We start from the raw sequence: 21699 nt of genomic DNA, 5'->3' as shown, positions 1-21699 counted from the left end.
CATGTTCCCGCTGGTCTATTTTTCCAGCCAGTCGGAAAACACCCACCGGTTTGTGACGCGCCTTGGCCTGCCAGCCCGGCGCATCCCGCTTGACGCCCGTCAGACGCTGCATATCGACCAGCCCTATATTCTGGTCGTGCCCAGCTATGGCGGTGGCAGCAGTCGCGGTGCCGTACCCGGTCAGGTGATTCAGTTTCTTAATGATGAGGCCAACCGGCGGGAAATTCGTGGCGTCATCGCCGCGGGCAACCGGAACTTCGGCGCCGGTTACTGCCTGGCGGGCAGCATCATTGCAAAAAAATGTCAGGTTCCCCTGCTCTATCGTTTCGAGCTGATGGGAACCCCGGACGACATCGCGAACGTTAAAGCGGGAGTAACCCAATTTTGGCAACAACAGACACCCTCAACGGCGTGACGCTCGACTATCACGCGCTCAACGCCATGCTCAACCTCTATGACGCGGAGGGGCGCATCCAGTTCGACAAGGATCGCGAAGCGACCCGTCAGTTTCATCTGCAGCATGTGGAGCCGAACACGGTGAAGTTTGCCAGCCGCGCCGAGCGTTTACGCTATCTGGTGGCGGAGAGCTATTACGAAGCTGAGGTGCTGAACCAGTACGATTTCGACTTCCTGCTTGCGCTGCATGAGGTGGCGGAGACGTGGGGATTTGAGTTCAAAACCTTCCTGGGTGCCTGGAAGTACTACACCAGCTACACGCTGAAGACTTTCGACGGCAAACGCTATCTGGAAACCTTTGAACAGCGCGCCTGCATGGTGGCGCTGACGCTGGCTCAGGGCGATGAAACCCTGGCGCGGGCGCTGCTGGAGGAGATCCTCAGCGGCCGCTTCCAGCCTGCCACCCCCACCTTTCTCAACTGCGGCAAGCAGCAGCGCGGCGAGCTGGTCTCCTGCTTCCTGCTGCGCATTGAAGACAACATGGAGTCCATTGGCCGTGCCGTGAACTCCGCGCTGCAGCTCTCAAAGCGCGGCGGCGGCGTTGCCTTTTTACTCTCCAACCTGCGTGAGTCCGGTGCGCCCATCAAGCGTATCGAAAACCAGTCGTCGGGCGTCATCCCGGTCATGAAGATGCTGGAGGATGCCTTCTCCTACGCCAATCAGCTGGGCGCACGTCAGGGCGCGGGCGCGGTATGGCTGAACGCGCACCATCCCGATATTTTCCGCTTTCTCGACACCAAGCGCGAAAACGCCGATGAGAAGATCCGCATCAAGACCCTGTCGCTGGGCGTGGTGATCCCTGATGTCACCTTCCGGCTGGCGAAAGAGAACCAGCCGATGGCGCTGTTCTCGCCCTACGATGTTGAGCGCATTTACGGCCAGGCCTTTGGCGATATCAGCATCAGCGAGAAGTATGACGAGATGCTGGTCGACGATCGCATCCGCAAAACCTGGATTCAGCCGCGTGACTTCTTCCAGACGCTGGCCGAGATTCAGTTTGAGTCAGGCTACCCCTACATCATGTATGAGGACAGCGTGAACCGCAGCAATCCGATTGCCGGTCGCATCAATATGAGCAACCTCTGTTCAGAGATCCTGCAGGTGAACAGCGCCAGCGAGTACTTTGACGATCTCAGCTATCGCCGGGTCGGCAAAGATATCTCCTGCAATCTTGGCTCACTCAATATTGCCCACGCCATGGATTCCCGCGATCTGGCGCGCACCGTGGAGGTGGCGGTTCGCGCCCTGACTTCGGTGTCGATGATGAGTGAGATCGCGTCGGTGCCGTCGGTCGCCGAAGGAAACCGGCGGTCGCACGCCATTGGCCTGGGTCAGATGAACCTGCACGGCTATCTGGCGCGGGAAGGCATCGTTTACGGTTCGCCGGAAGCGCTCGATTTCACCAACCTCTACTTTTACTGCATCACCTATTACGCGCTGCGCACCTCTAATCAGCTGGCACAGGAGCGTCAGCAGACCTTCGACGGTTTTGCTGATTCGCAGTACGCCAGCGGCGTTTATTTCGACAAATATCTGCAGCGCGAATGGCTGCCGCGCACCGAACGGGTGGCAAAACTGTTTGCCGACGCCGGCGTGACGTTGCCGACCCGGGCAGACTGGCAGGCGCTGCGCGCTGCGGTAATGCAGCACGGGCTGTTTAATCAGAACCTGCAGGCGATCCCGCCGACCGGTTCGATCTCCTACATCAACCACGCCACCTCCAGTATCCATCCGATTGTTTCGCCGATCGAGATCCGCAAAGAGGGCAAAACCGGACGCGTCTACTATCCCGCGCCGTTCATGACCAATGAGAATCTGCATCTCTATCAGGATGCGTATCAGATTGGGCCGGAAGCGATTATTGATACCTATGCAGAGGCGACTCAGCACGTTGATCAGGGGCTGTCGCTGACGCTCTTTTTCCGCGACGACGTCACCACCCGTGACATCAACAAAGCACAGATTTACGCCTGGAAGAAAGGCATCAAAACGCTCTATTACATTCGACTGCGCCAGATGGCGCTTCAGGGCACGGAGGTTCAGGGCTGCGTCTCCTGCTCCCTGTGATAAACACTATGCAACTAAAACAGATTCAGGCCATTAACTGGAACCGTCTTCAGGATGAGAAAGATCTTGAGGTCTGGAACCGCCTCACCAGCAACTTCTGGCTGCCGGAGAAAGTGCCGCTCTCCAACGACCTGCCTGCCTGGCAGACGCTGGATAAACAGCAGCAGCAGCTGACCATCCGGGTTTTTACCGGTCTGACGCTGCTGGATACCATTCAGAACGTGATCGGTGCGCCGGGACTGATGGGCGATGCGATAACCCCGCATGAAGAGGCGGTGCTGTCGAATATCAGCTTTATGGAGGCGGTGCATGCCCGCTCCTACAGCTCCATCTTCTCAACCCTGTGTAACACACAGGATGTGGATGCCGCCTATCAGTGGAGCGAAGAGAATGCGCCGCTGCAGAACAAGGCGCGCATCATTCTGGAACACTATCAGGCCGACGATCCGCTGAAGAAGAAAATCGCCAGCGTTTTCCTGGAGTCGTTTTTGTTCTATTCCGGCTTCTGGCTGCCGATGTACTGGTCGAGTCGCGGCAAGCTGACCAACACCGCGGATCTGATCCGCCTGATTATTCGTGATGAGGCGGTGCACGGTTATTACATTGGCTACAAGTTCCAGCAGGCGCTGGCGACGGTGGACGATCAGCGCCGCGAAGCGCTGCAGCAGTTCGCATACGATCTGCTGCTGGCATTGTATGAGAATGAAGTGGCTTATACCGAAGCGCTGTATGGTGATGTCGGCTGGGTGGAGGAGGTGAAGACCTTTCTGCACTACAACGCCAACAAGGCCCTGATGAATCTCGGCTACGAGGCGCTGTTCCCGGCGGAGCTGACGGCGGTGAATCCGGCCATTCTGTCAGCGCTGTCACCCAACGCAGATGAAAACCACGACTTCTTCTCCGGTTCGGGCTCATCCTATGTGATGGGTAAGGCGGTCGAGACGGAAGATGAGGACTGGAACTTCTGATAGTCGGGCAGATCGTCGTGATCTGAAAGCGTTTCTTTATTCAGACGGCGCCAAAACTCAAAGCGATGGGAGCATACGCCTGTAGCAAAGCATAGCGGGCCAGGGATGGCCCGCGCTGAGCCTGCCATGGATGGCATCTTTTGCGTCTTTGCGAAAGGCGTATGCTTCCTGAGCCTATTCGCATAACGTCACCCGTAAATCCTCTACCGAGGTTTACACCTCTTGTTATGACTGGTCTGGCCTGCTAATAAACATGCGTGTGAAATAGTTTTTTGAGTTATTATTAACCTCATATGATTATTAGCGAACGACACGGTTTATGCCTGCGCCCCGTCAGGGTCTGACGCCCGTTTCAGTGCTCCCGCAGTCGGTAGCCACCGGCCTCTGCGTGGGCAGCAACGACGACGTTCAGCCCCTGCTCATACGATTGCTCAGCACTCTTTCCTCTCTGTCAGCCTCGCCGGAGCACCCTGTCACGTCTCAGAGGGTGAAATCGGCCTGCCGGGTCGGGTGGGAGCCGGCAGATCGCATGCTGAACCCGAAAAATTCACTGAACTCTGTCCGGAAAGCGGATTGCATCTGGTCACAAATGGTTAGGTTTGTTATGGTTAGCAGCAAACCTATTCACTTCAGTTATTTTTCCTCGCGATATTATTAAATTTGCCCCCTTTTTGATAACGCTCTGGCACTGCGGCTGCCGCCGGGCGGACGGGTTTTTGACCCAGGGCCAGGGAATGGCCTGGAACACCTTTAATGGTGCAGCGTGCGTCGGTCAGCGATCACCTGCCGAAAAGTGACTACGCTTAGCCTGTCACCATAGTTATTATACAAGTTGCAATTAGTGAGGTTTTTTTTAATGGAAAGTTCGTTTACTCCCATTGAGCAGATGCTAAACATCCGTGCCAATCGCCATAAGGATTTTCCGTTACAGGAAATTATCCTGACGCGTCTCTGTATGCATATGCAGGGTAAACTGCTGGACAATCGTAATAAGATGTTGAAAGCACAGGGGATCAACGAAACCCTGTTTATGGCGCTGATCACGCTGGATGCTCAGGAAAATCACAGCATTCAGCCTTCGGAACTCAGCTCGGCCCTCGGCTCGTCACGCACCAATGCTACGCGCATTGCTGATGAGCTGGAAAAACGCGGCTGGATTGAGCGTCGCGAAAGCGATCACGACCGCCGCTGCCTGCACCTGCATCTGACCGACAAAGGCATGGAGTTCCTGCGTCAGCTGCTGCCCCCGCAGCATCAGAGCCTGCAATATCTCTGGTCTTCTCTGTCGGTTGATGAGAAGTCGCAGCTGGAAGGGATTACCCGCAAGCTGCTTAATCGCCTCGACAAAATGGATGAAGATCAGCTGATCGCCTCACTGTCCCGCTGATAGCAATAAGTGCGACACAATCACCTGTCGGAATCGTTATTTTAAGTTCCTTTTTTATCTGGCCAGCGCTCAGTCGCTGGCTTTTTCGACTCGGGCGCCGGCGGACAGGGATCCCTGCCCCTACCCGACTCAATGGAATACGTGGAGAAAGACATGAGTGCAACGGCAGAAGCACAGAGCCCGCAACCGTCAGTCAGCAACAAAAAGAAGAAGCGCAAAAGTGTGCTCATTGTGCTGGCGCTGATCTTTGTGCTAATTGGGATTGCCTGGGGTGTTTACTGGTTCCTGGTACTGCGCCATTTTCAGGAAACGGATGATGCCTACGTTGCCGGTAACCAGGTGCAGGTGATGGCCCAGGTCTCCGGCAGCGTCAATAAAGTCTGGTTTGAAGACACTGACTACGTCAAAAAAGGCGATGTGCTGGTTTCCCTGGATAAGACCGATGCCGAGCAGGCGTTTGAAAAAGCGCAGACGGCCCTCGCCACCAGCGTGCGTCAGACGCATCAGCTGATGATCAACGGTAAGCAGTATGAAGCCAGCATCACCCTGCAGCAGACCGCTCTGGCCCAGGCGCAGGCTGACCTGAAACGCCGGGAGCCTCTGGGTGCCGCTAATCTGATTGGCCGTGAAGAGCTGCAGCACGCCCGCGACGCCGTGGCGACCGCCAAAGCGCAGCTGGACGTCGCCGTTCAGCAATACAATGCCAATCAGGCGATGATCCTCAATACCACGCTGGAAAATCAGCCTGCGGTGCAGCAGAGCGCCGCTGAACTGCGTGACGCCTGGCTGGCCCTGCAGCGAACCGACATCCGCAGCCCGATGGACGGTTATGTCTCCCGCCGCAGCGTTCAGGTAGGTTCACAAATCTCCACCAGCACCCCGCTGCTGGCCGTTGTCCCGGCAACCAATCTGTGGGTCGACGCCAACTTTAAAGAGACACAGCTGGCTGGCGTGCGTATTGGTCAGCCCGCTACCGTGGTGGCGGATATCTATGGTGATGATGTGGTCTATCACGGCAAAGTTGCCGGTCTGGATATGGGCACCGGCAGCGCCTTCTCGCTGCTGCCCGCCCAGAATGCCACCGGTAACTGGATTAAGGTGGTTCAGCGCCTGCCGGTGCGAATCGAACTGAATCAGGACGATATCGCCAGACATCCGCTGCGTATTGGCCTCTCAACGCTGGTGAAGATCGATACCACCAGCAAAGAGGGCATTACGCTGGCGAACAGTGTCCGGCAGCAGGCCGCTTACAGCAGCAACGCCCTGGCGATTGACCTTGCGCCGGTCAATAAACTGATCACCGATATCGTCCGCGCCAACGCCGGATGATGGCGCGGAGGCTGTAATGGCACAAAAACCGCTTGAAGGGATGCCGCTGGTCCTGATGACCGTGGCGCTGTCGCTGGCCACGTTCATGCAGGTGCTGGACTCGACCATCGCCAACGTGGCTATCCCCACCATTGCCGGAAACCTGGGCGCGTCTAACTCGCAGGGAACCTGGGTGATCACCTCGTTTGGCGTAGCCAATGCGATTTCGATCCCCCTGACCGGCTGGCTGGCCAAACGCATCGGTGAAGTGAAGCTCTTTACCTGGGCGACCATTCTGTTTGCTGTCGCCTCCTGGGCGTGCGGCATGTCAGAGAGCCTCGAGATGCTGATCTTCTTCCGTATCCTGCAGGGGATCGTGGCGGGTCCGCTGATCCCGCTGTCGCAAAGTCTGTTGCTCAGTAACTATCCGCCCGCTAAACGCAGTATCGCGCTGTCGCTGTGGGCGATGACGGTGATCGTAGCGCCGATCTGCGGCCCGATTCTGGGCGGCTGGATCAGCGACAACTATCACTGGGGCTGGATCTTCTTCATCAACGTACCGATTGGTGCGGTGGTGGTGATGCTGACGCTGCAGACGCTGCGAGGCCGGGAAACCAAAACCGAAATCCGCCCCATCGATACGGTCGGTCTGGTGCTGCTGGTCGTCGGGATCGGCTGTCTGCAGGTGATGCTCGATCGCGGGAAAGAGCTCGACTGGTTCAGCTCGACGGAGATCATCGTGCTGGGGGTAGTGGCCGTGATTGCGCTCTCCGTGCTGCTGGTGTGGGAGCTGACGGACGATCATCCGATCATCGACCTGTCGCTGTTTAAGTCGCGCAATTTCACTATCGGCTGCCTGTCGATCAGTCTGGCTTACATGCTCTACTTTGGCTCGATTGTGCTGCTGCCGCAGCTGCTGCAGGAGGTCTACGGCTATACCGCAACCTGGGCCGGTCTGGCCTCTGCGCCGGTGGGGATCATCCCCGTGATCCTGTCGCCGATTATCGGTCGCTTCGCCCACAAGCTCGACATGCGACGGCTGGTCACCTTCAGTTTCATTATGTATGCGGTCTGCTTCTACTGGCGCGCCTGGACGTTTGAACCGGGTATGGACTTCGGCGCTTCCGCCTGGCCGCAGTTTATTCAGGGCTTTGCCGTGGCCTGCTTCTTTATGCCACTGACCACCATCACGCTGTCGGGCCTCCCCCCGGAGCGTCTGGCGGCCGCTTCCAGCCTGTCGAACTTCCTGCGAACCTTTGCCGGATCAGTCGGTACGTCGATTACCACCACCATGTGGACCAATCGCGAGTCAATGCATCACAGCTATCTGACGGAGTCGATTACCCCGTACAACGTCAATTCGCAGCAGATGTACAGCCAGCTGGAGGGCATGGGGATGACGCAGCAACAGGCGTCGGCCTGGATCGCGCAGCAGATCACTAACCAGGGACTGATTATTTCAGCGAATGAAATTTTCTGGGCGTCGGCGGGGGTGTTTCTGATCCTGCTGGTGCTGATCTGGTTTGCCCGTCCGCCGTTTGGCGCGGGCGGCGGTGGCGGTGGCGCGCACTGATGAGACACAGCAAAACGGGCCTTTCGGCCCGTTTTTTTATGCGTTCTGACGCCACCATTCGGCGAGCAGCACGCCGGTGGCAACCGAGACGTTAAGGCTCTCGACGTTGCCGGTGCCGCCAATCGACACGCTCATATCCCCCTGCTGAAACGCAGTGTCAGAGAGACCTTCGCGCTCCTGACCTAACACCAGCACCATTTTTTCCGGCAGCTCAGCCTGAGCCAGTGGCGTACCCTGATGGCTGGAGGTGGTGACGATGGTGTAACCCGCTTTGCGAAACGCTTCCAGACCTTCACTGAAGGTGGCACCGCTGATCGCCTGCACATGCTCGGCTCCGCCCTCTGCGGTTCGCACCGCCGCACCGGACTCCAGCAGAGAGGCGTCGTTGACCAGCAGACCTTTCACGCCAAAGTGCGCGCAGCTGCGCATGATTGCGCCGAGGTTATGCGGGTTGCTGACATCTTCCAGTGCCAGTACACAATCTTTGGCATTCGCCTGACCCAGCCACTCAGAAACCGCCATACCCATGCGCTTTTTGATCAGGAAGCAGACGCCGCCATGATGCTCAGTGCCGGAGGCTTTGGTGATCTCTGCATCTTCAACCACATGATAGGCTTTGCGGTTGGCCGCCAGCCAGCGCAGGGTTTCGCGGAAACGCGGTGTCACTTCCTGCACAAACCAGGCGCGGACAATCGCTTCCGGGCGGCTCTGGAACAGGGCCTGACAGGCGTTCTCACCATAGACGCGCGTCTCTTCGTTACGCTGACGGCGAATCTGCTCCGGATCGACGAAGCTCTTGCCGCTGATGCCGCCGTGATCCGGCTTGTCGCTTTCTGATGTCGCGGCGCGATCGGCAGAAGGCGCGCGTGACACAGTCCGCCATGGGGAGTCGCTGCTGCCGTAGCTACGATCGTCGGAGCGCTCATTGCGACGGCCTGAACCCTCACCCGAGCGGCGTGGTGCACCCCGGCCGCCTTCGTCGCGGCGCGCTGAACCGCTGCGGCCGCTGTCGTCGCTGCGACGACCCGCAGAGCGGCCGCCTTCCTGGCTACGTTCTGTGCGGGAACCCGATGAACGACGATTATCATCCTGGCGGGCGGCAGCGTAACCCCCTTTGCCTGTACGAGGATTAGATGTGCTCTTTTCATCCTCGCCACGCACGTACATCACCTTAACCTTACCGCTTTTGCCTTTAAATTCGTCGTTCATGTCTTCCTCCTGCATTGAGAGCGCGCAGATTACCTGATGTGCCGGCGCTTAGCTATCAACTATTGAACCTATAGAGCGATCCAGATTGAGGGTAAATCGCTCCCCTTTCATAATGGACAATAATTACCAGACTGACACTTTCCAACTTCAGAGGTTCCTATGAATACGGTATGCGCTTCCTGCCAGGCAACTAATCGCGTTCCCGAAGAGCGCCTTGCCGATGCGGCGAAATGCGGACGCTGTGGAAGCGAACTGTTCGACGGTGAAGTGGTCAACGCCACCGCCGCGACCTTCGACAAATATCTTCAGGACGACCTGCCCGTCGTGATTGATTTCTGGGCGCCGTGGTGTGGTCCGTGCGTCAACTTTGCGCCGGTCTTTAAAGATGTCGCCAGTGAGCGCAGCGGTAAAGTGCGCTTCATTAAAGTGAACACCGAAGCGGAACCGGCGCTGAGCGCCCGCTTCAACATTCGCAGTATCCCGACCATCATGCTGTTTAAAAACGGCGAGCGGGTCGACATGCTGAACGGGGCCATGCCCAAAGCGCCGTTTAACGAATGGCTGGATGAATCCCTTTAATCTTCCCAGGCCAGCCCGGCTGGCCTTTTCCTTTTCGCCTGCGCTTCGATTACACTGACGTTTTTCCTGCCCTGAATACTCATGTCTGATAATGCTGTTTTGCGCTTGCGCACCCAACGTCTCGCCCGCGCGACCCGTCCTTTCCTCGCGCGCGGAAACCGGGTCATTCGCTGCCAGGGCTGCCTGCTGCCCGAGGCCAGCTGTCTCTGCAGCCAGATCGTCCCGCAAGCCGCCCGCAGCCGCTTTTGTCTGGTGATGTTTGATACCGAGCCGATGAAGCCGAGCAACACCGGCCGTCTGATTGCCGATATTCTGCCCGACACCCAGGCCTTCGGCTGGTCACGCACCGAGCCCGATCCGCTGCTGCTGGCGGCTGTGCGCAACCCCGATTACCAGCCGCTGGTGGTCTTTCCGGCCAGCTATGCCGATTCGGGCCGGGAGGTGCTGACCTCGCCGCCCGCGCAGGGAAAACCGCCGCTGTTTATTATGCTGGATGGCACCTGGACCGAAGCGCGCAAAATGTTCCGCAAAAGCCCCTGGCTCGATGCCCTGCCGGTCATGTCGCTGAATGTCACTACTCCTTCGCGTTACACGCTACGCGAAGCCCATGGCGCAGGTCAGCACTGTACCGCCGAAGTCGCCGCGGCACTGCTGGAGCAGGCGGGCGATCGGCTCGCGGCAGACGCGTTATCTCACCATTTTGATCGCTTTCGTGCCGCCTACCTGGCAGGCAAACCGCATCATGCCGGGCAGGATTAACCGGCCCCGCTTCTCACCGGTTGCCTGAGGCCTGCGCGGCCGGATGCTCAGGCTGCGATCTGCCCGAAAGCACGGCCCGCAAAAAGCGTTTACAATCACGCAAATCCCGAACTCTGGAGGACGCGATGAGTCAACGTGGGCTGGAAGCGCTGTTACGACCTAAATCCATTGCGGTTATTGGTGCCTCGGTGACGCCGGGGCGCGCCGGCTACTTTATGATGCGAAACCTGCTGGCGGGCGGATTCAGCGGACCGGTGCTGCCGGTGACACCGAAATATAAGGCGGTCAGCGGTGTCCTGGCCTGGCCCACCATCGACAGCCTGCCTTTCGCGCCGGATCTGGCGGTCATCTGCACCCATTCAAAGCGCAACCTTGCGCTGCTGCAACAGCTCGGCGAAAAAGGCTGCAAGGCCTGCATCATCCTTTCGGCCCCCGCCAGCCAGTCTGCTGAACTTAAAGCGTGCGCCAGTCAGTGGCAGATACGCCTGCTGGGACCAAACAGTCTTGGCCTGCTGGCCCCCTGGCAGGGATTAAATGCCAGCTTCTCACCGGTGCCGATAGCCAAAGGCCGACTCGCCTTTATCTCCCAGTCCGCCGCCGTCTCGAATACCATTCTCGACTGGGCGCAGCAGCGTAACCTCGGGTTCTCCTGGTTTATCGCTCTGGGTGACAGCCTGGACACCGATGTCGACGACCTGCTCGACTTCCTGGCGCGCGACGGTAAAACCAGCGCCATTCTGCTCTACCTTGAACACCTCAGTGACGCACGCCGTTTCGTTTCTGCCTCGCGCAGTGCCTCCCGCAACAAGCCGATTCTGGTGATCAAGAGCGGTCGCAGCCGTGAAGCGCAGGCGCTGCTCGGCACCCACAGCGGCCTGGATGCGGCCTGGGATGCCGCCATTCAGCGTGCCGGGTTGTTACGGGTGCAGGATACCCATGAGCTCTTCTCTGCGGTGGAATCGCTGAGTCATATGCGGCCACTGCGGGGTGACCGGCTGATGATCGTCAGTAATGGTGCAGCCCCTGCTGCGCTGGCGCTGGATGAGCTCTATGCCCGCAACGGCAAACTAGCACAGCTCAGCGAACAGACCCGTCAGCAGCTGGAGGCGCTGCTGCCCGCAGGCGCGGGCCGGGGAAATCCGCTCGACTTAAAGGATGATGCAACTCCCGCGCGCTATGCTGCCTGTGTGGAGATCCTGCTCGACAGTCATGACTTTGATGCGCTGATGATTATTCATGCGCCAAGCGCGGTTGCGCCCCCTACCGAAACGGCCAGCCACCTTATCGAAACCCTTGCCCGTCACCCGCGCGGTAAGCGGGTAACCCTGCTGACTAACTGGAGCGGAGAGTTCTCTTCGCAGGCGGCACGACGCGCCTTTACCCAGGCGGGAATCCCCACCTGGCGCACGCCAGAGGGCACCGTCACCGCGTTTATGCATCAGGTTGAATACCGGCGTAACCAGAAGCAGCTGCGTGAAACCCCTGCCCTCCCCGCGACGCTGACGCAGGATAGCGCGCATGTTCACCAGTTACTTTCCCAGGCCCTGGCGCGCGGGATCACAGCGCTGGATACGCACGAAGTGCAGCCGGTTCTTCAGGCATACGGGCTGACCACGCTACCGACCTGGATTGCCAGCGACAGCGCGTCGGCCGTAACGATTGCCGACCAGATTGGCTATCCGGTCGCGCTCAAGCTGCGTTCACCCGATATCGCGCATAAGTCGGAGGTGCAAGGGGTGATGCTCTACCTGCGTAATGCCAGTGAAGTGGAGCGCGCCGCCGAAGCCATTTTCGATCGGGTCAGGCAGACGCTGCCGCAGGCGCGTATTGAAGGGCTACTGGTTCAGGGCATGGCAAGCCGTGCGGGCGCACAGGAGCTGCGGGTTGTGGTCGAACAGGATGCACTGTTTGGCCCGATCATCATGCTGGGCGAAGGCGGCGTCGAGTGGCAGGCTGACAAACAGGCCGCCGTTGCGCTGCCGCCGCTCAACATGACGCTGGCGCGCTATCTGGTGATTCAGGCGATCAAGAGCGGAAAAATCCGCAGCCGCAGCGCCCTGAATCCGCTGGATATCGCCGGATTAAGTCAGCTGCTGGTGCAGGTCTCAAACCTTGTGGTCGACTGCCCGGAAATCGATCGGCTCGATATCCATCCGCTGCTGGCGGCGGGTAGTGATTTTACCCTGCTGGACGTCACCCTGACGCTGGCCCCCTTCCACGGTGACAATGAAGCACGGCTGGCTATCCGCCCTTATCCGCAGCATCTGGAAGAGCAGGTCGAATTAAAAGATGGGCAATTCTGCCTGTTCCGTCCCATCCTGCCTGAAGATGAACCCCTGCTGCGCGACTTTATCAGCCAGGTCACGAAAGAGGATCTCTACTACCGCTACTTCAGCGAAATCAATGAGTTTACCCATGAAGACCTCGCCAACATGACGCAAATCGATTATGACCGTGAGATGGCGATAGTGGCCGTGCGTCAGCATCAGGGACAGCCTGAGATCATCGGCGTCACACGTGCTATCTCAGATGCCGATAACATCGACGCCGAGTTCTCGGTGCTGGTGCGTTCAGACCTCAAAGGGCTGAGTATGGGGCGCCGTCTGCTGGAAAAGATGATCCGCTATACGCGCCATCACGGCTTGCAACAATTAAACGGTATCACCATGCCCCACAACCGCGGCATGATTACGCTGGCACGAAAACTTAACTTTCATGTTGATATTCAACTGGATGACGGTATTGTCAGCCTGAAATTGCCTTTACAGGAGGGGATCAACTAACCTTGTAGAGAAAAGTAAAAAAGGTTCGGGTCGACGGAGTTAATGTTATTATTTATGGTTATAACCCTGATTTGATGGCAAAAGGCCATGCAATGAACAGAGAAGAAGTGCACTGTGATGTTGTCTAAATTCAAACGTAATAAACACCAACAACACCTCGCACAGTTGCCGAAACTGTCACAATCCGTTGCGGATGTGTCGACACTTTACTCGCCTGCCGAATTTCGTGAGACGCTGCTGGAAAAAATTGCCGCAGCGCAGACCCGCATCTGTATCGTTGCGCTCTATCTGGAAAATGATGATGCCGGGCGCGCCATCATGGATGCGCTCTACCGTGCGAAGCAGGCGCGTCCGGAACTGGATATTTCAATTCTGGTTGACTGGCATCGTGCACAGCGTGGACGCATTGGTTCCGCGCGAGGCGTCACTAACGCTGACTGGTATTGCGAAATGGCGACCCGCCATGCCGACATTGCGATTCCGGTGTATGGCATCCCGGTTAATACCCGCGAAGCGCTGGGTGTGCTCCATCTGAAAGGCTTCATTATTGATGACACGCTGATCTACAGCGGAGCCAGCATTAATGATGTCTATCTGCATCAGCATGATAAATATCGCTATGACCGCTACCAGATCATCCGCAATGCTCAGCTGACCGATACGATGTATGCCTGGATCGATCTCAATCTCAAACCAGCAGAAGCGGTCAACCGGCTCGACGTGGCAGAACGCCCTTCCAGTCCTGAAATCAAAAATGAAACGCGTCAGTTTCGTCAGGATCTGCGTGGCTTTAACTATCAGTTCGACGGAAATGCGGGTAACGAAGAGCTGGCGGTCACCCCGCTGGTGGGACTGGGTAAGCATAGCCTGCTGAACAAAACGATTTTCCACCTGATGCCCTGTGCTGAGCAGAAACTCATTATCTGCACCCCCTACTTCAACCTGCCTGCGCTGCTGGTTCGCAATATCATTCATCTGCTGCGTCAGGGTAAGCAGGTTGAGATCATTGTGGGGGATAAAACCGCCAATGACTTCTACATCGCCCCCGATCAGCCCTTCAAGATCATAGGTGCGCTGCCTTATCTCTATGAGATTAACCTGCGTCGCTTCCTGAGCCGCCTGCAATACTACGTCAGCAACGAACAGCTGGTCGTGCGGTTGTGGAAGGATGGCGAGAACAGCTATCACCTCAAAGGGATGTGGGTGGATGATGAGTGGCAGCTGATCACCGGTAATAATCTCAATCCGCGCGCATGGCGACTCGATCTGGAAAATGCGGTGCTGATCCACGATCCGCATCAGGAGTTAGCAGTCCAGCGTGAGAAGGAGCTGACGTTAATCCGGCAGCACACCACGGTCGTGAACCATTTCCGTGAACTCGAAAGTATTGCGGATTATCCAGCCAAGGTGCGGAAACTGATCCGCCGTCTGCGCCGGATCCGTATCGATCGCCTAATCAGCCGTATTCTTTAAAAGGTTGCCGCTCAGAGGCCGCACTATGTGAATCCTGCGGCCCCGGAGCAGGCAAAGAGGGATATGAGAGCCGATCGGATGGCTCAGATTCCGCCCGGCATGCCGCCGGTACAGCCAGCGGCATTGCCCCGTGGAATCTGAGCCAGTAATCGCGTCAGAGCCTGATTCCCTTCCCGCGCTTATGCAGTAACAGCGACACCAAAAAGGCCACCGCCCCCATTGCGGAGACATACCAGAAGAAGGTTGTCTCAATGCCCTGCTTCTTCATCAGTAAGGCCACATACTCGGCCGACCCACCGAAAATCGCATTGGCGACCGCATAGGAGAGTCCTACCCCCAGTGCACGCACCTGAGGCGGAAACATTTCGGCTTTAAGGATGCCGCTGATGGCGGTGTAGAAGCTGGTGATTAGCAGCGCCAGCATGATCAACACGAAAGCCACGCCGGGGCTCTGCACATTTTGCAGCAGCGTCAGGATCGGAACGGTACAGATGGCCGCGCCCGCGCCAAAAATCATCATTGAGGTACGACGGCCAATTTTATCTGACAGAGCACCAATAATGGGCTGAATCAGCATAAAGACCAGCAGTGCGCCGGTCATCAGGCCGCTGGCGGTCTTAGGATCCATTCCCGAGGTGTTAACCAGATACTTCTGCATATAGGTCGTGAACGTGTAGAAACTCAGAGAGCCGCCAGCGGTGAAACCCAGCACCATCAGGAAGGGACGGGTATGATTGCGCAGCAACCCGATTACGCTTCCTGCATCGCGATGTTCACGGCTGGTTTTATCTGAGGTCTCTTCCAGCGATCGGCGCAGCCAGAGCGCAACAACGGCGAGCAGCGCACCAAGGAAGAACGGAATACGCCAGCCCCAGCTCCGCAGTTCTGCATCGGTGAGCAGAAACTGCAACACCACGACGGTGAGCACTGCGGCTAACTGGCCTCCGATCAGCGTGACATACTGGAATGAGGCGTAAAAACCTTTGCGCCCTTCCAGCGCAACTTCGCTCATGTAGGTTGCGCTGGTTCCATACTCGCCCCCTACCGACAGGCCCTGAAACATACGCGCCAGCAGCAGAATGACCGGAGCCGCCACACCAATGGTGGCATAACCGGGTAAGCAGGCGATCACCAGTGAGCCAAAACACATCATGCAGACTGAAACCAGCATCGAATTTTTTCGGCCATGTCTGTCGCCGATATAGCCGAACAGCCAGCCCCCTATCGGACGCATTAAGAAGCCGGCCGCAAATACGCCCGCTGTCTGGAGTAGCTGGGTCGTGGTATCGCCCTGCGGGAAGAAAATGTGCGCAAAATAGAGTGAGAAGAATGAATAGACATAAAAGTCGAACCACTCTACCAGGTTACCCGATGACGCACCGACGATGGCCCAGATACGCTTTTTTGTATCATCCGTCTGCATTTTATTTGTTGTGGGTGTCATGCCTTACCTCTGTTCCTTGCTGATCAACAGCGTTTAAAGTATGAGTAAAGCATTTAAGTCCACGGAAGGTAAAGGCGGCCTAATCTGAGATTATTATTGTGAGCCGCATCGCTAATTATCGAAAAATCAGCGGTTTGCTGGCGATAAAGGCAGGGAAAATGGTGGGTCAGAAAGTGAAGGAATGCAGAGGATCAGTACCGCATTTCAGTTTAAAACAGAAAAATTCAGACGTAAAAAAGCCCCGCACGTCGGTGCGGGGCTTCTTCACTTGTATAATGCCTGGCAGTTCCCTACTCTCGCATGGGGAGGCCCCACACTACCATCGGCGCTACGGCGTTTCACTTCTGAGTTCGGCATGGGGTCAGGTGGGACCACCGCGCTAAAGCCGCCAGGCAAATCTTGGTGCACGAAACGAAAAAATCTTCGCTTCTGCTTATTCTTTATCCGTCACAAACTGAAAATCGTGTCTCTCAAAAAACGCCTCTGGCGTTGTAAGGTTAAGCCTCACGGGTCATTAGTACCGGTTAGCTCAACGCATCGCTGCGCTTACACACCCGGCCTATCAACGTCGTCGTCTTCAACGTCCCTTCAGGACCCTCAAGGGGTCAGGGAGAACTCATCTCGGGGCAAGTTTCGTGCTTAGATGCTTTCAGCACTTATCTTTTCCGCACTTAGCTACCGGGCAGTGCCATTGGCATGACAACCCGAACACCAGTGGTGCGTTCACTCCGGTCCTCTCGTACTAGGAGCAACCCCCCTCAATTCTCCAGCGCCCACGGCAGATAGGGACCGAACTGTCTCACGACGTTCTAAACCCAGCTCGCGTACCACTTTAAACGGCGAACAGCCGTACCCTTGGGACCTACTTCAGCCCCAGGATGTGATGAGCCGACATCGAGGTGCCAAACACCGCCGTCGATATGAACTCTTGGGCGGTATCAGCCTGTTATCCCCGGAGTACCTTTTATCCGTTGAGCGATGGCCCTTCCATTCAGAACCACCGGATCACTATGACCTGCTTTCGCACCTGCTCGAGCCGTCACTCTCGCAGTCAAGCCAGCTTATGCCATTGCACTAACCTCACGATGTCCGACCGTGATTAGCTGACCTTCGTGCTCCTCCGTTACTCTTTGGGAGGAGACCGCCCCAGTCAAACTACCCACCAGACACTGTCCGCACCCCGGATCACGGGGCCACGTTAGAACATCAAACATTAAAGGGTGGTATTTCAAGGATGGCTCCACGCAGACTGGCGTCCGCGCTTCAAAGCCTCCCACCTATCCTACACATCAAGGCTCAATGTTCAGTGTCAAGCTGTAGTAAAGGTTCACGGGGTCTTTCCGTCTTGCCGCGGGTACACTGCATCTTCACAGCGAGTTCAATTTCACTGAGTCTCGGGTGGAGACAGCCTGGCCATCATTACGCCATTCGTGCAGGTCGGAACTTACCCGACAAGGAATTTCGCTACCTTAGGACCGTTATAGTTACGGCCGCCGTTTACCGGGGCTTCGATCAAGAGCTTCTCCTTACGGATAACCCCATCAATTAACCTTCCGGCACCGGGCAGGCGTCACACCGTATACGTCCACTTTCGTGTTTGCACAGTGCTGTGTTTTTAATAAACAGTTGCAGCCAGCTGGTATCTTCGACTGGCTTCAGCTCCGGGAGCAAGTCCCTTCACCTACGCGCCAGCGTGCCTTCTCCCGAAGTTACGGCACCATTTTGCCTAGTTCCTTCACCCGAGTTCTCTCAAGCGCCTTGGTATTCTCTACCTGACCACCTGTGTCGGTTTGGGGTACGATTCTGTGTTACCTGATGCTTAGAGGCTTTTCCTGGAAGCAGGGCATTTATCACTTCAGCACCGTAGTGCCTCGTCGTCACGCCTCAGCGTTAAAAGAGTCCGGATTTACCTGGACCCTCCGCCTACACGCTTAAACCGGGACAACCGTCGCCCGGCTGATATAGCCTTCTCCGTCCCCCCTTCGCAGTAACACCGAGTACAGGAATATTAACCTGTTTCCCATCGACTACGCCTTTCGGCCTCGCCTTAGGGGTCGACTCACCCTGCTCCGATTAACGTTGAACAGGAACCCTTGGTCTTCCGGCGAGCGGGCTTTTCACCCGCTTTATCGTTACTTATGTCAGCATTCGCACTTCTGATACCTCCAGCATGCCTCACAGCACACCTTCGACGGCTTACAGAACGCTCCCCTACCCAACAACACATAGTGTCGCTGCCGCAGCTTCGGTGCATGGTTTAGCCCCGTTACATCTTCCGCGCAGGCCGACTCGACCAGTGAGCTATTACGCTTTCTTTAAATGATGGCTGCTTCTAAGCCAACATCCTGGCTGTCTGTGCCTTCCCACATCGTTTCCCACTTAACCATGACTTTGGGACCTTAGCTGGCGGTCTGGGTTGTTTCCCTCTTCACGACGGACGTTAGCACCCGCCGTGTGTCTCCCGTGATAACATTCTCCGGTATTCGCAGTTTGCATCGGGTTGGTAAGCCGGGATGGCCCCCTAGCCGAAACAGTGCTCTACCCCCGGAGATGAGTTCACGAGGCGCTACCTAAATAGCTTTCGGGGAGAACCAGCTATCTCCCGGTTTGATTGGCCTTTCACCCCCAGCCACAGGTCATCCGCTAATTTTTCAACATTAGTCGGTTCGGTCCTCCAGTTAGTGTTACCCAACCTTCAACCTGCCCATGGCTAGATCACCGGGTTTCGGGTCTATACCCTGCAACTTAACGCCCAGTTAAGACTCGGTTTCCCTGCGGCTCCCCTATACGGTTAACCTTGCTACAGAATATAAGTCGCTGACCCATTATACAAAGGTACGCAGTCACACCACAAGGGTGCTCCCACTGCTTGTACGTACACGGTTTCAGGTTCTGTTTCACTCCCCTCGCCGGGGTTCTTTTCGCCTTTCCCTCACGGTACTGGTTCACTATCGGTCAGTCAGGAGTATTTAGCCTTGGAGGATGGTCCCCCCATATTCAGACAGGATACCACGTGTCCCGCCTTACTCATCGAGCTCACAGCGCGTGTGCTTTTGTGTACGGGAGTATCACCCTGTACCCTGCGACTTTCCAGACGCTTCCACTAACACACATGCTGATTCAGGCTCTGGGCTGCTCCCCGTTCGCTCGCCGCTACTGGGGGAATCTCGGTTGATTTCTTTTCCTCGGGGTACTTAGATGTTTCAGTTCCCCCGGTTCGCCTTGCAGCACTATGTATTCATGCTGCAATGATGCACTGAGTGCACCGGGTTTCCCCATTCGGACATCGACGGCTGTAGCGGTTCATATCACCTTACCGTCGCTTTACGCAGATTAGCACGTCCTTCATCGCCTCTGACTGCCAGGGCATCCACCGTGTACGCTTAGTCGCTTAACCTCACAACCCACAGGCGTTTTCACGCTGCAGACTGTAAGCATTTGAGAGACTCGAACATGTCGCCATTTCATTCTTATTACGGAGAATGAACGCGTCATGTCGTTTCAATTTTCAGCTTGTTCCGGATTGTTAAAGAGCAAATATCTCAGACGCGTCTCCCTGCTCGCGCAGCGGAAACGGTTTTGAGATACTGTATGGAGACACCTTTCACCTGTCACCAAGCAGGTGGCGTCCCCTAGGGGATTCGAACCCCTGTTGCCGCCGTGAAAGGGCGGAGTCCTAACCGCTAGACGAAGGGGACACGATAGTGTCACGACTTCGCAGCCGTCCTGCTCATTACTTTTTATCAGACAATCTGTGTGAGCACTGCGCGGGAAGGTATCTTCAGGTAAGGAGGTGATCCAACCGCAGGTTCCCCTACGGTTACCTTGTTACGACTTCACCCCAGTCATGAATCACAAAGTGGTAAGCGCCCTCCCGAAGGTTAAGCTACCTACTTCTTTTGCAACCCACTCCCATGGTGTGACGGGCGGTGTGTACAAGGCCCGGGAACGTATTCACCGTGGCATTCTGATCCACGATTACTAGCGATTCCGACTTCACGGAGTCGAGTTGCAGACTCCGATCCGGACTACGACGCACTTTGTGAGGTCCGCTTGCTCTCGCGAGGTCGCTTCTCTTTGTATGCGCCATTGTAGCACGTGTGTAGCCCTACTCGTAAGGGCCATGATGACTTGACGTCATCCCCACCTTCCTCCGGTTTATCACCGGCAGTCTCCTTTGAGTTCCCGACCGAATCGCTGGCAACAAAGGATAAGGGTTGCGCTCGTTGCGGGACTTAACCCAACATTTCACAACACGAGCTGACGACAGCCATGCAGCACCTGTCTCAGAGTTCCCGAAGGCACCAAAGCATCTCTGCTAAGTTCTCTGGATGTCAAGAGTAGGTAAGGTTCTTCGCGTTGCATCGAATTAAACCACATGCTCCACCGCTTGTGCGGGCCCCCGTCAATTCATTTGAGTTTTAACCTTGCGGCCGTACTCCCCAGGCGGTCGACTTAACGCGTTAGCTCCGGAAGCCACTCCTCAAGGGAACAACCTCCAAGTCGACATCGTTTACGGCGTGGACTACCAGGGTATCTAATCCTGTTTGCTCCCCACGCTTTCGCACCTGAGCGTCAGTCTTCGTCCAGGGGGCCGCCTTCGCCACCGGTATTCCTCCAGATCTCTACGCATTTCACCGCTACACCTGGAATTCTACCCCCCTCTACGAGACTCAAGCCTGCCAGTTTCAAATGCAGTTCCCGGGTTAAGCCCGGGGATTTCACATCTGACTTAACAGACCGCCTGCGTGCGCTTTACGCCCAGTAATTCCGATTAACGCTTGCACCCTCCGTATTACCGCGGCTGCTGGCACGGAGTTAGCCGGTGCTTCTTCTGCGGGTAACGTCAATCGGCGAGGTTATTAACCTCACCGCCTTCCTCCCCGCTGAAAGTACTTTACAACCCGAAGGCCTTCTTCATACACGCGGCATGGCTGCATCAGGCTTGCGCCCATTGTGCAATATTCCCCACTGCTGCCTCCCGTAGGAGTCTGGACCGTGTCTCAGTTCCAGTGTGGCTGGTCATCCTCTCAGACCAGCTAGGGATCGTCGCCTAGGTGGGCCATTACCCCGCCTACTAGCTAATCCCATCTGGGTTCATCCGATAGTGAGAGGCCCGAAGGTCCCCCTCTTTGGTCTTGCGACGTTATGCGGTATTAGCCACCGTTTCCAGTGGTTATCCCCCTCTATCGGGCAGATCCCCAGACATTACTCACCCGTCCGCCACTCGTCACCCAAGAGCAAGCTCTCTGTGCTACCGTCCGACTTGCATGTGTTAGGCCTGCCGCCAGCGTTCAATCTGAGCCATGATCAAACTCTTCAATTTAAAGTTTGATTTGCTGAAACGAGTTCAGCGGTGCTCATCTGTAAAACGTCATAATGAATTTCATTATGTGTTCACTCGTGAGGCTTTGATATTTTTGTGCGTCCAAAGACGCTGATATCAATCCTGCGAGTGCCCACACAGATTGTCTGATAAATTGTTAAAGAGCAGTGCGAACAGTGCGTTAGCGTCCTGTCGCGAGGTGGCGTATATTACGCTTTCCTCCTTCAGAGTCAACCTCTTTTTTCAGAAGTTTTTCTCCGGCAGCTCAGTCTCCTGAACCTTCAACCCGTTTCCCGTTGCCGGTGTGCCGTGTCGATGGAGGCGCATTATAGGGAGCCGTTCAGATAGCGCAAGTGCAAATGACAAC

12 protein-coding genes, 1 tRNA gene and 3 rRNA genes are annotated in these 21699 nt (G+C 56.4%); 10 read left to right on the top strand and 6 right to left on the bottom strand.

The window, feature by feature from the left end; genetic code table 11:
* The first annotated feature begins 1 nt into the window (after position 1).
* From nrdI to emrB, 6 genes are all read left to right on the top strand, one after another.
* Complete coding sequence (gene nrdI / locus OJ965_RS06960; protein WP_009088554.1) at positions 2 to 415, top strand: class Ib ribonucleoside-diphosphate reductase assembly flavoprotein NrdI; 414 nt, start codon at positions 2 to 4, stop codon at positions 413 to 415.
* On the top strand, positions 385 to 2523 hold the full coding sequence (nrdE, locus tag OJ965_RS06955; protein ID WP_265138494.1) for a class 1b ribonucleoside-diphosphate reductase subunit alpha: 2139 nt from the start codon (positions 385 to 387) through the stop codon (positions 2521 to 2523). Before nrdI ends, nrdE begins: the two co-directional genes overlap by 31 nt.
* Positions 2524 to 2531: 8 nt before the next feature.
* Complete coding sequence (gene nrdF / locus OJ965_RS06950; protein ID WP_009088550.1) at positions 2532 to 3491, top strand: class 1b ribonucleoside-diphosphate reductase subunit beta; 960 nt, start codon at positions 2532 to 2534, stop codon at positions 3489 to 3491.
* An 856-nt stretch (positions 3492 to 4347) separates the two neighbouring features.
* Positions 4348 to 4878 (top strand): transcriptional repressor MprA, encoded by a 531-nt coding sequence (mprA, locus tag OJ965_RS06945; protein ID WP_003850381.1) that lies wholly within the window; start codon positions 4348 to 4350, stop codon positions 4876 to 4878.
* A gap of 153 nt (positions 4879 to 5031) precedes the next feature.
* Positions 5032 to 6207, top strand: coding sequence for a multidrug efflux MFS transporter periplasmic adaptor subunit EmrA (gene emrA / locus OJ965_RS06940; RefSeq protein ID WP_009088548.1), 1176 nt, complete (start codon positions 5032 to 5034; stop codon positions 6205 to 6207).
* A 16-nt stretch (positions 6208 to 6223) separates the two neighbouring features.
* Positions 6224 to 7759, top strand: coding sequence for a multidrug efflux MFS transporter permease subunit EmrB (gene emrB / locus OJ965_RS06935; RefSeq protein WP_046102406.1), 1536 nt, complete (start codon positions 6224 to 6226; stop codon positions 7757 to 7759).
* 36 nt (positions 7760 to 7795) lie between these two features.
* Here emrB and OJ965_RS06930 read toward each other — a convergent pair whose 3' ends face one another.
* Positions 7796 to 8968 (bottom strand): tRNA/rRNA methyltransferase, encoded by a 1173-nt coding sequence (locus OJ965_RS06930; protein WP_265138483.1) that lies wholly within the window; start codon positions 8966 to 8968, stop codon positions 7796 to 7798.
* Between the two features lie 159 nt (positions 8969 to 9127).
* Between OJ965_RS06930 and trxC the strand changes: the two genes are divergently transcribed.
* From trxC to pssA, 4 genes are all read left to right on the top strand, one after another.
* Positions 9128 to 9547, top strand: a complete 420-nt coding sequence (trxC, locus tag OJ965_RS06925) for a thioredoxin TrxC (RefSeq protein ID WP_009088541.1) — start codon at positions 9128 to 9130, stop codon at positions 9545 to 9547.
* A gap of 81 nt (positions 9548 to 9628) precedes the next feature.
* Positions 9629 to 10306 (top strand): tRNA-uridine aminocarboxypropyltransferase, encoded by a 678-nt coding sequence (locus OJ965_RS06920; protein ID WP_009088539.1) that lies wholly within the window; start codon positions 9629 to 9631, stop codon positions 10304 to 10306.
* Positions 10307 to 10431: 125 nt separating this feature from the next.
* Positions 10432 to 13089 carry a bifunctional acetate--CoA ligase family protein/GNAT family N-acetyltransferase gene (locus OJ965_RS06915; protein WP_265138478.1) on the top strand — a complete coding sequence of 886 codons (2658 nt, stop codon included), beginning with the start codon at positions 10432 to 10434 and terminating at the stop codon, positions 13087 to 13089.
* A gap of 117 nt (positions 13090 to 13206) precedes the next feature.
* Positions 13207 to 14562, top strand: a complete 1356-nt coding sequence (pssA, locus tag OJ965_RS06905; RefSeq protein ID WP_265139258.1) for a CDP-diacylglycerol--serine O-phosphatidyltransferase — start codon at positions 13207 to 13209, stop codon at positions 14560 to 14562.
* 154 nt (positions 14563 to 14716) lie between these two features.
* Here pssA and OJ965_RS06900 read toward each other — a convergent pair whose 3' ends face one another.
* From OJ965_RS06900 to OJ965_RS06880, 5 genes are all read right to left on the bottom strand, one after another.
* Complete coding sequence (locus OJ965_RS06900; protein WP_265138477.1) at positions 14717 to 16006, bottom strand: MFS family transporter; 1290 nt, start codon at positions 16004 to 16006, stop codon at positions 14717 to 14719.
* A 277-nt stretch (positions 16007 to 16283) separates the two neighbouring features.
* Positions 16284 to 16399: ribosomal RNA gene (gene rrf, locus OJ965_RS06895) — 5S ribosomal RNA — on the bottom strand.
* Positions 16400 to 16499: 100 nt separating this feature from the next.
* Positions 16500 to 19403: ribosomal RNA gene (locus tag OJ965_RS06890) — 23S ribosomal RNA — on the bottom strand.
* 226 nt (positions 19404 to 19629) lie between these two features.
* Positions 19630 to 19704: transfer RNA gene (locus OJ965_RS06885), tRNA-Glu, on the bottom strand.
* 88 nt (positions 19705 to 19792) lie between these two features.
* Positions 19793 to 21332: ribosomal RNA gene (locus OJ965_RS06880) — 16S ribosomal RNA — on the bottom strand.
* Together the 16S, 23S and 5S rRNA genes with 1 tRNA gene alongside form the textbook arrangement of a ribosomal RNA operon.
* Positions 21333 to 21699: the final 367 nt, after the last annotated feature.

Origin of the sequence: Pantoea anthophila (genome assembly GCF_026104315.1) — a bacterium.
Classification (GTDB): Bacteria; Pseudomonadota; Gammaproteobacteria; order Enterobacterales; family Enterobacteriaceae; genus Pantoea; species Pantoea anthophila.
Note: the sequence above shows the minus strand (reverse complement) of the source record. Positions and strands in the feature narration are given on the sequence as shown.

Coding starts and splice junctions, on each gene's coding strand:
- nrdI (WP_009088554.1), top strand. CDS start 2: ATGTTCCCGCTGGTCTATTTTTCCAGCCAGTCGGAAAACACCCACCGG.
- nrdF (WP_009088550.1), top strand. CDS start 2,532: ATGCAACTAAAACAGATTCAGGCCATTAACTGGAACCGTCTTCAGGAT.
- mprA (WP_003850381.1), top strand. CDS start 4,348: ATGGAAAGTTCGTTTACTCCCATTGAGCAGATGCTAAACATCCGTGCC.
- emrA (WP_009088548.1), top strand. CDS start 5,032: ATGAGTGCAACGGCAGAAGCACAGAGCCCGCAACCGTCAGTCAGCAAC.
- emrB (WP_046102406.1), top strand. CDS start 6,224: ATGGCACAAAAACCGCTTGAAGGGATGCCGCTGGTCCTGATGACCGTG.
- OJ965_RS06930 (WP_265138483.1), bottom strand. CDS start 8,968: ATGAACGACGAATTTAAAGGCAAAAGCGGTAAGGTTAAGGTGATGTAC.
- trxC (WP_009088541.1), top strand. CDS start 9,128: ATGAATACGGTATGCGCTTCCTGCCAGGCAACTAATCGCGTTCCCGAA.
- OJ965_RS06920 (WP_009088539.1), top strand. CDS start 9,629: ATGTCTGATAATGCTGTTTTGCGCTTGCGCACCCAACGTCTCGCCCGC.
- OJ965_RS06915 (WP_265138478.1), top strand. CDS start 10,432: ATGAGTCAACGTGGGCTGGAAGCGCTGTTACGACCTAAATCCATTGCG.
- pssA (WP_265139258.1), top strand. CDS start 13,207: ATGTTGTCTAAATTCAAACGTAATAAACACCAACAACACCTCGCACAG.
- OJ965_RS06900 (WP_265138477.1), bottom strand. CDS start 16,006: ATGACACCCACAACAAATAAAATGCAGACGGATGATACAAAAAAGCGT.